General features: G+C 58.7%; 12 protein-coding genes. 3 read left to right on the forward strand and 9 right to left on the reverse strand.

The features are described from left to right. Positions 1-94: 94 nt before the first annotated feature. Both DAI21_RS04750 and DAI21_RS04755 read left to right on the forward strand, forming a co-directional pair. Complete coding sequence (locus DAI21_RS04750) at positions 95-2,218, forward strand: alpha-galactosidase (RefSeq protein ID WP_107702604.1); 2,124 nt, start codon at positions 95-97, stop codon at positions 2,216-2,218. A gap of 44 nt (positions 2,219-2,262) precedes the next feature. After that, positions 2,263-3,528 carry an MFS transporter gene (locus DAI21_RS04755; protein WP_107702605.1) on the forward strand — a complete coding sequence of 422 codons (1,266 nt, stop codon included), beginning with the start codon at positions 2,263-2,265 and terminating at the stop codon, positions 3,526-3,528. Positions 3,529-3,576: 48 nt separating this feature from the next. On the opposite strand, the gene rhaM is transcribed toward DAI21_RS04755, so the two are convergent. From rhaM to rhaB, 9 genes are all read right to left on the reverse strand, one after another. Further along, the gene (gene rhaM / locus DAI21_RS04760; protein ID WP_107702606.1) at positions 3,577-3,891 is read right to left on the reverse strand and encodes an L-rhamnose mutarotase; all 315 of its coding nucleotides are present in this window, start codon (positions 3,889-3,891) and stop codon (positions 3,577-3,579) included. After that, a complete protein-coding gene (gene fucO / locus DAI21_RS04765) occupies positions 3,888-5,036 on the reverse strand; it encodes a lactaldehyde reductase (protein WP_107702607.1) in 1,149 nt (382 codons plus the stop codon). The genes rhaM and fucO overlap by 4 nt, the downstream gene beginning before the upstream one ends. A 98-nt stretch (positions 5,037-5,134) precedes the next feature. Then, positions 5,135-6,139 (reverse strand): ABC transporter permease, encoded by a 1,005-nt coding sequence (locus tag DAI21_RS04770; RefSeq protein ID WP_107702608.1) that lies wholly within the window; start codon positions 6,137-6,139, stop codon positions 5,135-5,137. Beyond that, positions 6,136-7,140: an ABC transporter permease gene (locus DAI21_RS04775; RefSeq protein ID WP_102105689.1), complete on the reverse strand. Its 1,005-nt coding sequence runs from the start codon at positions 7,138-7,140 to the stop codon at positions 6,136-6,138. The genes DAI21_RS04770 and DAI21_RS04775 overlap by 4 nt, the downstream gene beginning before the upstream one ends. After that, entirely contained in the window at positions 7,140-8,651 is a 1,512-nt protein-coding gene (locus DAI21_RS04780; protein WP_100778351.1) for a sugar ABC transporter ATP-binding protein, read from the reverse strand. Before DAI21_RS04780 ends, DAI21_RS04775 begins: the two co-directional genes overlap by 1 nt. A gap of 68 nt (positions 8,652-8,719) precedes the next feature. Next, entirely contained in the window at positions 8,720-9,706 is a 987-nt protein-coding gene (gene rhaS / locus DAI21_RS04785; RefSeq protein ID WP_100778352.1) for a rhamnose ABC transporter substrate-binding protein, read from the reverse strand. A gap of 83 nt (positions 9,707-9,789) precedes the next feature. Then, positions 9,790-10,620: a rhamnulose-1-phosphate aldolase gene (rhaD, locus tag DAI21_RS04790; protein WP_100778353.1), complete on the reverse strand. Its 831-nt coding sequence runs from the start codon at positions 10,618-10,620 to the stop codon at positions 9,790-9,792. A gap of 97 nt (positions 10,621-10,717) precedes the next feature. Further along, complete coding sequence (rhaA, locus tag DAI21_RS04795; protein ID WP_107702609.1) at positions 10,718-11,977, reverse strand: L-rhamnose isomerase; 1,260 nt, start codon at positions 11,975-11,977, stop codon at positions 10,718-10,720. Continuing rightward, positions 11,974-13,443, reverse strand: coding sequence for a rhamnulokinase (gene rhaB, locus DAI21_RS04800; protein ID WP_107702610.1), 1,470 nt, complete (start codon positions 13,441-13,443; stop codon positions 11,974-11,976). Before rhaB ends, rhaA begins: the two co-directional genes overlap by 4 nt. A gap of 301 nt (positions 13,444-13,744) precedes the next feature. On the opposite strand from rhaB, the gene rhaS (DAI21_RS04805) reads away from it, so the two are divergent. Continuing rightward, positions 13,745-14,581, forward strand: coding sequence for an HTH-type transcriptional activator RhaS (gene rhaS / locus DAI21_RS04805; RefSeq protein ID WP_107702611.1), 837 nt, complete (start codon positions 13,745-13,747; stop codon positions 14,579-14,581). The last annotated feature ends 32 nt before the right edge of the window (positions 14,582-14,613 follow it).

The following is a 14,613-nucleotide window of genomic DNA, read 5'->3' on the forward strand; positions in this document are numbered from 1 at the left end:
AACTCTAAAGTTGATCACAGATCCGAAACGTTTTGGTTGGTATCCGAAACGTTTCGGATCAACACTCAGGACATCCGATGACAGGAGATGTCCGATGCAAGATTCCATTTTACGACTCGAAAGCACGACGGCAGACGTGGTGATCAAAACGCACCCGTTCGCCGAAATTGTCTACTGGGGGCCACACCTTCACCACTTTTCGCCGCAGGATGCGCAAAGTCTGGTTCGCCCGGTGGCTAACGGCAGGCTGGACGTGGATATCCCGGTGACGCTGATGGCCGAGCTGGGCCACGGTCTGTTTGGTGCGCCGGGCATTGAAGGCCACCGCCAGGGGCTGGATGGGTCTCCGGTGTTCAGGACTGTTGCCGTCGAACAGCAGCGTCACAGCCTGACGATTACCGCAGAAGATGCGCACGCCGGGCTGCGGCTGACCAGTGAACTCGTCCTCGATGAGAGCGGCGTGCTGGTGGTACGACACGGTCTGACCAATCTGCGGGCGCAGCCGTGGCAGGTGGATCGGCTGGCCGTGACGCTGCCGGTTTCGGAGCGCGCGAAAGAGGTGATGGCTTTCCATGGTCGCTGGATACGCGAATTCCAGCCGCATCGCCTGACCCTTGAGCACGACAGTTTTGTGATTGAAAACCGGCGCGGGCGCACCTCCCACGAACACTTCCCGGCGCTGATGACCGGCACACCTGCGTTCAGTGAAATGCAGGGCGATGTGTGGGGCATGCACCTCGGCTGGAGCGGCAACCACCGCCTGCGTGCTGAAGTGAAAACCGATGGCCGCCGCTACGTGCAGGCCGAAGCGCTCTATCTGCCGGGCGAAATGGCGATTGCCGAAGGCGAAACCCTCTGGACGCCGAAATTGTACGCCAGCTACTCCGCGCAGGGGTTGAACGGGATGAGTCAGCAGTTCCACCGCTATCTGCGCGAGAACATCATTCGCTTCCCGGAAAACAAGCCGCGCCCGGTGCACCTCAATACCTGGGAAGGGATCTATTTCAACCACGACCCGGACTACATCATGCGGATGGCCGACGAAGCGGCGGCGCTGGGCGTGGAACGCTTCATCATCGATGACGGCTGGTTTAAGGGGCGCAACGACGACCACGCCGCCCTGGGTGACTGGACTCTCGACGAGAAAAAATACCCTGACGGCCTGATGCCGGTGATCAATCACGTCAAAAATCGCGGCATGGAATTTGGCATTTGGGTGGAGCCGGAAATGATTAACCCGGATTCCGATCTCTACCGCGCGCATCCCGATTGGGTGCTGGCGCTGCCGGGCTACCCGCAGGCGACGGGGCGACACCAGCTGGTGCTGAATCTGAATATTCCTGAAGCCTTTGAGTATTTGCTGGAACGCATGAGCTGGCTGCTGGGCGAACATCCGGTGGACTACGTGAAGTGGGACATGAACCGCGAGCTGGTGCAGCCTGGCCATCTCGGTAAAGCCGCTGCCGACGCGCAAACGCGCCAGTATTATCGCCTGCTTGAGACACTCGGCCAGCGCTTCCCGCACGTGGAATTTGAATCCTGCTCGTCCGGCGGCGGACGCATTGATTACGAAGTCCTGACCCGTTGCCACCGCTTCTGGGCATCTGATAACAACGATGCGCTGGAGCGCAACACCATCCAGCGAGGCATGAGCTACTTCTTCCCGCCGGAGGTGATGGGCGCACATATCGGTCATCATAAATGCCACGCCACGTTCCGCCAGCACAGCATCGAGTTTCGCGGGCTGACCGCGCTGTTTGGGCACATGGGGCTTGAGCTGGACCCGCTCACCGTCGATGAGCACGAGCGTGAAGGCTACCGCCGTTACGCCGCGCTGCATAAGCAATGGCGCGACGTGATTCACCACGGTACCCAGTGGCGTGTGGATATGCCGGACGCCACCACCCAGGTGCAGGGTATAGTGAGCGAAGACCAACGGCAGGGGCTGTTTATTGTCAGCCAACTGGCGATGCCGGATTACACCCTGATGATGCCGCTGCGCATGCCGGGGCTTGCAGCGAACGCGCAGTACCGCATCACCCTGCTCGATCATCCAAATATCCGCCTCACCGGCGAAGGGGGCCACACCATGCGCAAACTCCCGGCATGGATGGAAGCGCCACAAACGGTGAGTGGAGAATGGCTGATGCAGGCGGGACTGGTACTGCCGATTCTGGACCCGGAAACCGCCATTCTGATTGGCGTTGAACGCGTGTAAGGGTGATGGGCCGGGCGACCGGCCCTGAGTTGAGGATAAAAATAATGAACACGACTGCCTGTACCCACAAAGACAACCCCAATTTCTGGATTTTCGGGGCGTTCTTCTTTCTCTACTTCTTCATTATGGCCACCTGCTTTCCGTTCCTGCCGATATGGCTGTCGGATATCATCGGCCTGAATAAAACCCATACGGGGATTGTTTTCTCCTGCATTTCGCTCTCGGCGATTGCGTTCCAGCCGGTGCTGGGGGTGATCTCTGACAAGCTGGGGCTGAAAAAGCACCTGTTATGGATCATCGCCATTTTGCTGTTCTTGTTCGCCCCCTTCTTCCTTTACGTCTTCGCGCCGCTGCTGAAAATAAATATCTGGCTCGGGGCGCTGAGCGGCGGGCTGTATATCGGCTTTGTCTTCTCGGCGGGCTCCGGGGCGATTGAGGCCTATATCGAGCGAGTGAGTCGCAACAGCTTCTTCGAATACGGTAAAGCGCGGATGTTCGGCTGCCTGGGCTGGGGGCTGTGCGCCTCCACGGGCGGCGTGCTGTTCAGTATCGATCCGTCGTTTGTTTTCTGGATGGGCTCAGGCGCGGCGCTATTGCTGATGCTCCTGCTGGTGGTCGCCAAACCGAAGCCAAACCAGACCGCCGAAGTGATGAACGCGCTGGGCGCCAATCAGCCGCAAATCACCGCCAAAACCGTCTTCACCCTGTTCCGCCAGCGCAAAATGTGGATGTTTATTCTGTATGTGGTTGGCGTGGCCTGCGTGTATGACGTGTTTGATCAGCAGTTTGCCACCTTCTTTAAATCGTTCTTTGCGACGCCGGAACAGGGGACGCGCGCCTTTGGTTTTGCGACCACGGCCGGAGAAATTTGTAACGCGATCATTATGTTCTGCTCGCCGTGGATCATTAACCGCATCGGCGCGAAAAACACCCTGCTGATTGCCGGGCTGATTATGGCCACGCGCATTATCGGCTCGTCCTTCGCCACTACCGTGACGGAAGTCATCGCCCTGAAAATGCTTCACGCGCTGGAAGTGCCCTTCCTGCTGGTGGGGGCGTTTAAATACATCACTGGCGTGTTTGATACCCGCCTGTCAGCGACCATCTATCTGATTGGCTTTAACTTTGCCAAACAGTCGGCGGCCATTTTCCTGTCGGCGTTTGCGGGGAATATGTATGACCGGATCGGCTTCCAGGACACCTATCTGATGCTCGGATGCTTTGTGCTGGCGGTGACGATGATCTCGGCGTTTACGCTGAGCAGCAGGCAGCAAATCGCGGCAGGACGCGGCACGCTGGAGGCAGGCTAAATAGCTAAATAAAGGAAAACGCTGCCGCGAGTGCGGCAGCGTGAATGGTTACTCAAGGAAAAACACCTCTTTCAGCTCCGCGCTCACCGGGCTGTTGTCCGGGTTTGCGAGCATCACATCGCGCATGTGTTTCCACCAGCGCTGGCACACGTCGGTATTCGCCACTGCGTTCCAGCGCTCTTCCGATTCAATCTCAACGCTGGCAAACAGCAGGTTGCGCTCCTTGTCGAGATAAATGGCGTAATGGTGCGCACCGTGGTCTTTCAGCACCGATTCCAGCTCCGGCCAGATCGGGGTGTGGCGGCGCTGATACTCCTCGTGAGCGTCAGGATTCACCTGCATCACAAAGGCTTTGCGGATCATAGGGCCTCCAGATACAGCTCGCGCACATCGTCGCGGCTGGCAGTGCGTGGGTTACAGGGCGCACACGGATCGGCGAGGGCTTTATCCAGCCAGCCTTCGATATCCGCTTTGGTCACGCCAAGCTGGCTGAAGCCAGAAGGAATACCGACGCGCGTACTCAGGGCGCGAATGGCGTTGATCGCCTCCATGCTGGCCGCTTCATCGCTCATCCCGCGCGTCTCCACGCCCATCGCCTGCGCCACACGGGCGAAACGCGCCACCGCGTTCGGGCGGTTAAAGTTTTCGATGATCGGCAGCAGGATGGCGTTGCAGACGCCGTGCGGCAGATTGTGCGTCGCCCCCGGCTGATGTGCCAGTGCGTGAACCAGCCCTAACCCGGCGCTGTTAAACGCCATGCCTGCCAGATACTGGCCGAATGCCATCTGTTCGCGAGCTTCGAGGTTGTGCCCGTCGTCGACGGCTTTCGGCAGCCAGAGGCTGATCAGGCGAATCGCTTCGAGGGCGTTGGCATCGGTGAGCGGGTGAGCGCCGACGGAAACATAGGCTTCGATGGCGTGCGTCAGGGCGTCCATCCCCGTTGCGGCGGTGACGGAGGCGGGGATGTCGAGCATCACGCTGGCATCATCCACGGCGATATCCGGGATAATATTGGGGTCGATAATCACCTCTTTCACCTGGCGCTCGCTGTCGATGATCACCGCATTGCTGGTCATCTCCGCCGCGGTGCCTGCTGTAGTGTTAATGGCCACCAGCGGCACACCGGCGTTTTTGACTTTGCCGACGCCGGAATAGGCGGTCGACGGGCCAGGGTTGGCGGTGAGGATTTTAATCGCTTTCGCCGTATCAATCGGGCTGCCGCCGCCGAAGGCGATAACGTAATCGCAACTGGCGCTCTGATAGGCCGCAAACCCTTTCTGTACCAGCGCTTCCGTCGGATTCGGGAACACCTCGTCAAAGAGGTGATACGACATCTGATGGGCGTCCAGGGCGGTAAACAGACTGTCGAGCAGCCCCATTTTCACCAGCTGTCCGTCAGTGACGATCAGCGCCTTGCCCCACTGTTTGCTCGCCACCAGATTGACCATGTCACCGATCGCGCCCGCGCCGTGCAGGCTGATTTTGGGAAGTGCCAACATAAAACTCATGATAATTCTCCTTAATTACTGTGATTTTTATGCCCGGCGGCACGACGCTTGCGGGGCCTGCGGTCAGGCAGGCCAGATAAGCGAAGCGCCACCCGGCATTAGATCCGTCTTCGCTGCATAATCCGGCGGGTGATAATTGGCAGCGAAATCACCACTATCAGCATCGCGCCGATAATCACCGACATCACAATGCCGGGCACGTTGAGCAGGCTCAGGCCAAAGGTCACCAGGCCCATGAGGAAGGCGGCGATAATCACGCCCACCATGCTGCCGGAGCCGCCGAGAATATTGACGCCGCCGAGCACCGCCATCGTCACCACCGCCAGCTCCCAACCCATCGCAATCGTCGGGCGCGTACTGCCAAGGCGCGAGGTGAGCAGCACCGAGGCCAGCCCCGCCATCAGCCCGACCAGCGCGAACAGCAGCAGGTTGTGGCGCTTCACGTTGATGCCTGAAAACCACGCCCCGGTCGGGTTATTGCCGATGGCGTACGTCCGGCGACCAAAATTGGTGCGATGCAGCACGAAGGCAAACACCGCCGCCAGCAGGATAAACAGCGCGAATTCAAACGACAGCGCGCCCCACACGTAGCCCTGCCCGAACCAGGCGAAGCTCTCGGGCCAGGTGTTCAGCGCCTGATCGCCGAGCAAAATGTAGGTAATGCCGCGATACAGACTCATGGTGCCGATGGTGATCACGATGGACGACAGGTTAAAGCGCGTGACCAGAAAGCCGTTGAACAGCCCGCACAGCAACCCGACGCCTAATCCCACGCAGACCAGCAGCGGCGTATCTACACCCGCCGCCGCGCAAAAGCCCATCGCTGTCGAGCTGAGCGCGATGGTCGATGCCACCGACAGGTCGATTTCACGGGCGATGATCAGCATCGCCATCGGCAGCACAATGATCGCTTTTTCGGTGAAGTTGAACGTAGCGTCAGAAAGATTCCAGATATCGAGAAAATAGGGCGAGGCGAGGGCGTTGACGATAAACACCGCCAGCGTTACCGCCAGCAGGAAGCCCTCCCAGCACAGCAGACGCTGGAAAATCCCCGTCGCGGCCGGACGATTTTTGATCTCTTCCGTAGTCATCATTTTGCTCATGAGTTCACCGCCTGTTTCTGACGCGCCAGCGCCGCATCGCGCAGGATCAGCCGTCCTTTGCGTTTGTTGCCGCGTTCATTGAGCAGCACCGCAATCACGATCACCGTCCCGGAAATCGCCATCTGCCAGAACGGAGAGACACCAATCACCGGCAGCGCGTTATTGATCACGCCAAGGAACAGCGCGCCAAACAGACAGCCCAACACCCGGCCCGTGCCGCCCATGGTGCTGATGCCGCCGATGACGCACGCGGCGACCACCTGCAGCTCAAAACCGTTGGCGACATCAACGTAGGCGACAGCGAAACGTGAAATCCACAGATAGCCGCAGAATCCGGCCAGCGCGCCTGACAGGCAGAAGCTGACGAACTGCATTTTGCCTGCGTTGATCCCCGTGTAATACGCCGCCGTGGCGTTGCCGCCTGCGGTGTAAAGGGCGCGCCCGGTGCGGCTGTAGCGCAGGAAATAGCCGACCAGCAGCAGGGCCGCAATCGCGCACCAGCTCAAAACGGGCAGACCGAGCAGTGACGCGCGCGGCAGGGCGAGGAAATCCGCGCCCATCTGGTTGGAGTTCACCCAGCCACCGCCGGTGAGCAGGAAGATAATCCCGCGATAGATGCTCATGGTGCCGAGCGTTACCACAATCGCCGGAATACCCAGTTTCCACACCAGCAGGCCGTTGATGACGCCCATCAACAGGCCGAGCGCCGTTGCCAGAATCAGCAGCGCCCAGACGGGCACGGCGGGATAATGGAAGTTGATCAGGGCGACAATCATCCCCGTCAGCGCCAGATTGGCCGCCATCGACAGGTCGATGCCTTTGGTCAGCAGGACCATCATCTGGCCGAGGGCGAGAATGATGAGAATCGAGGTGTCGTTAAACATCTCCACCAGGTTTCCCGGTGCGATAAACGACGGCACGCGGCTGCCGATGGCAATGATCATCAGTACAATCACCGCCCCCAGCAGGGCTTCGCGGTGTTTCAGGAGTTGCTTCACCATTACGCGGCCTCCTGTTTTGCACCGCTGGCCGCGCTGACGATGGTTTCCGCCGTTGCCCCGCCCGCCGGGTATTCTGCCACCATCAGCCCTTCGTGCATCACGATGATACGGTCGGCCATGCCCATCACTTCCGGCAGTTCCGACGACACCATAATCACCGCCAGCCCCTGTCCAACCAGCTCGGACATAAACTGATGAACGGCCGCTTTCGAGCCAATATCGATACCTTTTGTCGGCTCATCGAGGATGATCACCTCAGGATGCGTCGCCAGCCATTTGCCGATCACCACTTTTTGCTGATTGCCGCCGGAGAGGGTTTCGACCGGCTGTTTCCAGCTAAACGCCTTCACCTGCAGCCGTCTGGCGTATTCATCGGCCAGCGCCCATTCGCGGTCCTGATTTAACACCCCACCGGGATTGAGCCTGCTGAGCTGCGGCAGGCTGATGTTCTGCGCAATCGACAGTTCGATAATCGCTCCCTGCTTCTGCCGCTCTTCCGGCACGCAGACAATCCCCGCGCGGATGGCATCGGCTGGCTGGCGGAAATTCTGCGCCTGACCGTTCAGCACGATCTCGCCGGAGGAGGGACGCGTGACGCCGGAGAGCGCCTGCATCAGCTCGGTACGCCCGGCGCCGACCAGCCCGTAAAAGCCAAGGATTTCGCCTTTGCGCAGGGAGAATGAGATGTGCGCGAATTCGGTCGGATGGCAGAGGTCTTTGACCTCCAGCACCGTCGCCCCTTTTTCGCACGCCACTTTCGGGAAGGTCTGGGTGATAGCGCGGCCTACCATCATCGCCACCATCCGCTCTTCGGTGATGTCGTTGATCGCCCCTGCGCCGACGAACACGCCGTCGCGCAAAATGGTGTAGTGATCCGCCAGCTCAAAAATTTCGTCGAACTTGTGCGAGATAAACAGGATCGCTTTGCCTTCCTGTTTCAGGCGCTCAACGATCTGATAAAACTCTAGGATTTCGTGCTGCGACAGGGCGGCGGTGGGTTCGTCGAGGATCACCACCTGCGCCTCAAACGACAGGGCGCGGGCGATGGCCACCATATGGCGCTGGGCGATACTCAGCGTTTTAAGCGTTGCGCGCGGGTCGATTTGCACCTCCAGGCGGGTGAGGATCTCCTGAGCCCGGCGGTGCATCTCCGGCCAGTCGAGCTTTCTGAAAAAGCCTTTATGCAGATACTGGCCGACAAAAATATTTTCGGTCACCGACAGCTCATCAAAAAGCACGGTTTCCTGATGAATAGCGGTAATCCCGACTTTGTGTGCCGATTCCGGCGTCGGGAGATGAATGGGGATGGCTTTATAGAGGATTTCGCCCTCTTCGGGCTGATAAATCCCGGTCATCACTTTGACCAGCGTCGATTTGCCCGCGCCGTTTTCACCGATAAGAGCGGTGACTTTACCGGGCCAAAGCTCAAGCTGTACGTTCTCAAGGGCGCGCACACCAGGGAAAACCTTGGTGATGCCCTTAAGCTCCAGCAGCGGTGTGGATGCGTTCATGAGAGTTCTCCATCAAAGGGGATCTTGTTGGCCGGATGGCGCGACGCTTCTCCGGCCTACAAAACGCATCAGAAGATTTTTGAGAACTTATCAATATTGCTCGCATCGTAGACGAACGGCTCAGCCATCGCGCCGCTACCGTCGGCATCGAGCTTCACTTTGCCCAGTTTGCCCATGCTGGCTTCATCTTTGGTGGCGGTGCCTTTCACCAGGTCGTCGGCTAAATAGGTGGCGGCGTAACCCAGATCGATCGGGTTCCAGATCGCGAAGCTTTTGCTCGCCCCGGATTTCACCGCGCCGGCCATTTCAGACGGCAGGCCTAACCCCGTCACATACACTTTGCCGATTTTGCCCTGGTCTTTCACCGCCTGCGCGGCAGCCACGATCCCGACCGATGACGGGGAGACGATCACTTTCAGATCGGGATAGGTTTTCAGCAGGCCAACCGCTTCGCGGTAGCTCTTATCCGACAGATCGTCGCCATAGGCTACGGTCACCAGATTGACGGACGGATACTGCGGCAGAACCTTTTTCATCTCGGCAATCCAGGTGTTCTGGTTTGTGGAGGTTGGGGTGGCGCTCAACACCGCCACGTCGCCTTTTTCGACGTTCAGGGCTTTCAGCGCATCGGCGGCCAGCTTAACGTTGGTTTCACCGATCAGGGCGTTATTAGACGGATTCAGGTGGATCTGACGCCCGGCTTTTGCCACGCCGGAATCCCATGAAACCACTTTGATCCCACGCTGCATCGCCTTTTTCAGCACCGGCACCAGCGCATCGGGATCGTTGGCGGAGATGGCGATCGCATCCACCCCCTGCGCGATCAAACCGTTCAGCACTTCGATCTGCGCTTCGGCGGTGGTGGTGGTCGGGCCGGTATAAATGACTTTCACATCACCCAATTCTTTGGCGGCCTCCTGCGCGCCCACGTTCGCTGCCTCGAAGAATCCATTTCCGAGAGATTTCGCCACCAGGGCGATTTTTACTTCTGCTAAAGCGGAACCGGACAACGCCAGAGCGGCAACGGTGAGGATTAAGCTTGTCTTTATTTTCATTGCTTTTACTCCACTGAATTGAGTGTTGTGTAGGGTTTGCAGGTGTTTTTTCGCCCCGTCTCAATGAGCGGGGCGCGATGTTTTTATTTGTACAGCTCTAGCGCCGATTTCAGCGGGGTGACGCCAAAGCGTTTACCCAGCGCAATCAGCTCTTCCTGAGTGATGGTCTGTTTCATTCCGCCCATGGAATAGACCTTAACCAGCACTTCAGCCGACTTCTCAGCGGTGTCGATCAGGCCAAAGGCTTCATCAAGCGTCGGGCCACTGCCGAAGACACCGTGGAATGGCCACAGTACCAGGGAATGTTTTTGCATCTCTTGCGCGGTGGCTTCGCCGATTTCATCGGTGCCTGGCACCATCCACGGCAGAATGCCCACGCCGTCCGGGAAGACCACCAGACATTCGGTGCTTCCTTCCCACAGTTTGCGGGTGATGAAATCCGTGGTGTTTTCCAGCACGTAGGTCAGGGCGATCAGGTTGGTCGCGTGGCAGTGCATGATCACGCGGTCTTTGCCGTCCGTCGCTTTGATACGCTCGCAGTGGGAAAGGAAGTGCGCCGGGAGTTCAGAGGTCGGCACCGCTTCGTTCGTCAGCCCCCAAAGAATGTGGTAGCCCGCGCCGTCGCTGTCCACTTTTACCACGCCTAAATTCGCCGCCGGATCGAGCTGCACATTGCGGAAGAACTTGCCGGAACCGGTGACGATAAACGGCGTATTGGCGAGCAGCGGCATCGGCTGGCTCAGGGCGATATAGCGCGGTTTCGGGTGGAAATCCGCTTCGAACGGCGCAATGTCGGCGTCGTCCAGGCGCAAGGTCAGGTTGCCGCCGTTGCGCTCGTCCCAGCCTTTTAGCCAGGCGTCGGTGGTGGCTTTGATCATGCCCTGGACGAACCAGGCGTTGGTGATGGTGTGCATAGTCTTGTGATTCCTTTGAAAATGTCGGGCGACGCGTAGCGATCCCCGCTGACAAGTGTTCGTAAGCCCGGCAGGCGAAGCGCCGCCGGGCGCTGTTTTAGCTGCGAGTCGCTAACACCTCTTTCTCATACGCCCGCACGTTGTCCAGCCATTGGCTGCCCGCTGGCGCATCGTTGCGCTGACAGTACATTTCCCACACGGCCTGCCACGGCAGGGATTTCTGCTCTTCCAGCAGCGCCAGACGCGCCGTGTAGTCGCCTTGCTCTTCCAGCGCGCGCAGGGCCGCCGTCGGCTCCAGCAGCGCGCGCAGCAGGGCTTTCTTCATGTTGCGGGTACCGATCACCCACGCCGCAATGCGGTTGATCGAGGCGTCGAAGAAGTCGAGACCGATATGCACGCGGTCGAACAGATCGTGACGAATAATTTCGCTGGCGATGGCCTGAGTCTCGTCATCCAGCAGGACCACGTGGTCGCTGTCCCAGCGCACCGGGCGGCTCACGTGCAGCAGCAGGCGCGGGATGTACAGAATGGCGGCGGAGATTTTGTCGGAGATCACCTCAGTCGGATGGAAGTGGCCCGCATCCAGACACAGCGCCGTCTGGCGGCTGGTGGCGTAACCCATGTAGAACTCGTTGGAGCCAACGGTGTAGCTCTCGGCGCCGATGCCGAACAGCTTGCTCTCCACCGCATCAATGTGATGCGCCGGGTTCAGTTTTTCGCTGATCACCTCGTCGAGAGCCTCCAGCAGGCGCTGGCGCGGAGCCAGGCGGTCAACGGTGATATCTTTCATGCCGTCCGGGATCCAGATGTTCATCACCGACGGCGTGCCGAGCTGTTCACCGAAATATGCTGAAACGCGACGGCTGGCTTTGACGTGGTCGATCCAGAACTGGCGAATCTCGTCGTCGGAATGGGAGAGGGTAAAACCGTCGGCGCTCAGCGGGTGCGAGAAGCAGGACGGGTTAAAATCCAGACCCAGTTTGTTGGCTTTTGCCCACTCCACCCAGTTCTTAAAGTGTTCCGGTTTGATTTCGTTACGCGCGACCGGCTCGCTGGATTCGAGATAAATCGCGTGCAGGTTCAGGCGTTTTGGTCCCGGAATTAAACTGAGCGCCAGTTCCAGATCGGCACGCAGTTCGGTGGCATTACGCGCTTTGCCCGGATAGTTGCCTGTCGCCTGGATGCCGCCCGTCAGTGCGCCGCCGGTATTTTCAAAACCCGCGACGTCGTCGCCTTGCCAGCAGTGCATGGAGACCGGCAGACGGTCGAGCTGACGCAGCGCCTCTTCGACATCCACGCCCACGGCGGCGAAACGCTGTTTAGCCAGTTCCCAGGCTTGTTCAAGTTGAGTGGTCATGCGCAAAGCTCCTTTGTCAGTCGTTTTTGCTGAAACTGCGCCTGATAGCGGGCAATTTCATGGCAGGGATTAGGGGTAAACGTGGTGAGCGGGTAGTTGTTCGTCACCAGCGTTCGGAAATCGTCAACGTTCGAAAGCTCGTCCAGGGTCATCAGCTGGATGCCGATATTGCCGAGCGTCGAGGCCTCAACAGGGCCGGCGACCACGGTGATGCCGCAGGCGTCGGCGCAAAGCTGGTTCAGCAGCTGGTTCTGGCAACCGCCGCCGACAATGTGCAGCTGGCTGAACGGTTTACCGCGCAGAGCCGCCAGCTCGTTCAGCACGTCGGCGTAGAGCAGGGCGAGGCTGTCAAAAATGCAGCGCGCCAGTTCCGCCGGGCTGTGCGGCATGGGCTGTGCGCTCTCACGGCAGGCGGCCTGGATTTCATCGCTCATGTTGTGCGGATTGATAAAGCGGTCGTCGTTCGGATTGATCACGAAGCGGCAGGCCGGCAGTTTTTCTGTCTCGGCGATAAGGCGCGCCAGGTCGGTAACGTTCTGCTCTTTCAGCACGCGCTGGAGCAGCCACAGCCCCATGATATTTTTTAGCACCCGGTAGCGGCCTTCCGCGCCGCCTTCGTTGGTGATGTTTGCCGCCAGCGACTTTTCGCAGGTGTACGGCGTTTTGCTCTCAAAGCCCATCAGCGACCAGGTGCCGGATGAAAGATAGGCCGCGTCGTGGTCTGCCAGCGGAGAGGCAATCACCGCGCTGGCGGTATCGTGACTGGCGACGGCGACGACCGGGATTTCATTCTTCTGCGGGCAAATCCAGTGACCGATCACATTGCCGGGGTGAGTCGGGGTGCCAAACCAGCTGGCGGAAGCGCCTGTCCAGTTGAGCAGGTTTTCATCCCAGTTATCGGAGTTGATATTCACCAACTGGGTGGTGGTGGCGTTGGTGTATTCCCAGTTCATCTTGCCCGTCAGGCGATAGCTGAAGTAATCCGGGATCAGCAGCGCGTGGGCGACGTTTGCTACCAGTTCGGGCTGTTGTTCCACCAGAGCGCGCAGCTGGTAGAGGGTGTTAAAGGGTAAGAACTGGATGCCGCTGCGCCCGTAAATATCGGCTTTACCGAGCTGATCAATGGCGCGAGCCATCACGCCATCGGTCCGGCTGTCGCGATAGGAGACGGGCAGGCCGATGCGCTCGCCGTGGCGGTCGAGCAGCACAAAATCGACGCCCCAGGTATCAATCCCGATGCTGTCGATCAGAATGCCGTCGTCGCAGACTTTGTTCAGGCCAGTGCGGATTTCCGCCTCCAGGCTGTCAATGTCCCAGGTCTCGACGCCGTCCTGCTTTTGCAGGCAGTTACCGAAGCGATGGATTTCACGAAGCGAAAGTGCGCGCTGTGCAGGCGTATAGCTGGCAAGCATCACGCGCCCGCTGGATGCACCTAAATCGACAGCCACACAATGGCGAGAGGTCATAATTCGGTCCTTCTTGGAGTCATTGCGAAACAGTCTAAGAAAGGGAAGAAAAACGCACCTTCTTGCCACTGACAGGCAAAATCGCGCGCTGGCAAGAAAGCAAAGATGAACGTGAGGAAGTTCACAGTTTCCTGTTATGGCGGGGATTGCAGCCCATGTGACCGTTGCCGCATTTCCGGATCTTTCCCGCTGTTTCTTGAAAAACTGACAGGCTTTGCACGCTTTGGTGTCGAAAATTGAAGGTGAGAAACCCGGCCCTTAATTACTATTTTGAGAACATTTCTCATTGGTGGTGGCCGATATGACCGTACTGCACAGCGTGGATTTTTTCCCTCACGGAAGTTCGCCAGTGGCGATCGAACCACGGCTTCCTCAGGCGGCTTTTCCTGAACATCATCATGATTTTCATGAGATTGTGATTGTTGAGCACGGTACGGGCATTCACGTGTTTAACGGCCAACCCTACACCATCAGCGGTGGAACCGTGTGCTTTGTGCGCGACCACGATCGGCACTTGTATGAACATACGGATAACCTGTGTCTGACCAACGTGCTCTACCGTTCACCGGATGCGTTCCAGTTTCTCTCCGGGCTGAATCAGCTTTTGCCGCAGGAGCAGGATGGGCACTATCCGTCGCACTGGCGGGTGAATCAGTCCACCCTGCAGCAGGTGCGCCAGCTGGTGGGGCAGATGGAAACGGTAGAGGAAAATGCGGAAACGCATACGCGCGCCAGCCGTGAACTGTTGTTCATGCAACTGCTGGTTCTGCTGCGTCGCAGCAGCCTGGTGGAAGGGGCCGAAAACAATGATGCGCGCCTTAATCTGATGATGGCCTGGCTCGAAGAACACTTCGCGGAAGAGGTGTGCTGGGAGACAGTGGCCGATAATTTTTCCCTTTCCCTGCGCACGCTGCATCGCCAGCTCAAGCAGCACACGGGCCTGACGCCGCAGCGCTATCTCAACCGGCTGCGCCTGATCAAAGCGCGGCACCTGCTGCGTCATACGGACGATAGCGTGACGGATATCGCTTATCGCTGCGGATTTGGCGACAGTAACCACTTTTCGACGCTGTTCCGTCGTGAATTCAGCTGGTCGCCACGCGAAATTCGTCAGGGCCGGGATGCGTCACTTCAGTAACGCGAGGAGAATCACCGTTTTTTTGCCGTAAA

This window comes from Lelliottia sp. WB101 (assembly GCF_003051885.1).
Taxonomy (GTDB): Bacteria; Pseudomonadota; Gammaproteobacteria; order Enterobacterales; family Enterobacteriaceae; genus Enterobacter; species Enterobacter nimipressuralis.

What these genes read in the sequence shown, in the direction of transcription:
- rhaM (WP_107702606.1), bottom strand. Translation starts at nt 3,891, where the DNA reads ATGATCCGCAAAGCCTTTGTGATGCAGGTGAATCCTGACGCTCACGAG.
- rhaB (WP_107702610.1), bottom strand. Translation starts at nt 13,443, where the DNA reads ATGACCTCTCGCCATTGTGTGGCTGTCGATTTAGGTGCATCCAGCGGG.
- rhaS (WP_100778352.1), bottom strand. Translation starts at nt 9,706, where the DNA reads ATGAAAATAAAGACAAGCTTAATCCTCACCGTTGCCGCTCTGGCGTTG.
- rhaD (WP_100778353.1), bottom strand. Translation starts at nt 10,620, where the DNA reads ATGCACACCATCACCAACGCCTGGTTCGTCCAGGGCATGATCAAAGCC.
- DAI21_RS04770 (WP_107702608.1), bottom strand. Translation starts at nt 6,139, where the DNA reads ATGAGCAAAATGATGACTACGGAAGAGATCAAAAATCGTCCGGCCGCG.
- DAI21_RS04775 (WP_102105689.1), bottom strand. Translation starts at nt 7,140, where the DNA reads ATGGTGAAGCAACTCCTGAAACACCGCGAAGCCCTGCTGGGGGCGGTG.
- rhaA (WP_107702609.1), bottom strand. Translation starts at nt 11,977, where the DNA reads ATGACCACTCAACTTGAACAAGCCTGGGAACTGGCTAAACAGCGTTTC.
- DAI21_RS04755 (WP_107702605.1), top strand. Translation starts at nt 2,263, where the DNA reads ATGAACACGACTGCCTGTACCCACAAAGACAACCCCAATTTCTGGATT.
- DAI21_RS04780 (WP_100778351.1), bottom strand. Translation starts at nt 8,651, where the DNA reads ATGAACGCATCCACACCGCTGCTGGAGCTTAAGGGCATCACCAAGGTT.
- rhaS (WP_107702611.1), top strand. Translation starts at nt 13,745, where the DNA reads ATGACCGTACTGCACAGCGTGGATTTTTTCCCTCACGGAAGTTCGCCA.
- DAI21_RS04750 (WP_107702604.1), top strand. Translation starts at nt 95, where the DNA reads ATGCAAGATTCCATTTTACGACTCGAAAGCACGACGGCAGACGTGGTG.
- fucO (WP_107702607.1), bottom strand. Translation starts at nt 5,036, where the DNA reads ATGAGTTTTATGTTGGCACTTCCCAAAATCAGCCTGCACGGCGCGGGC.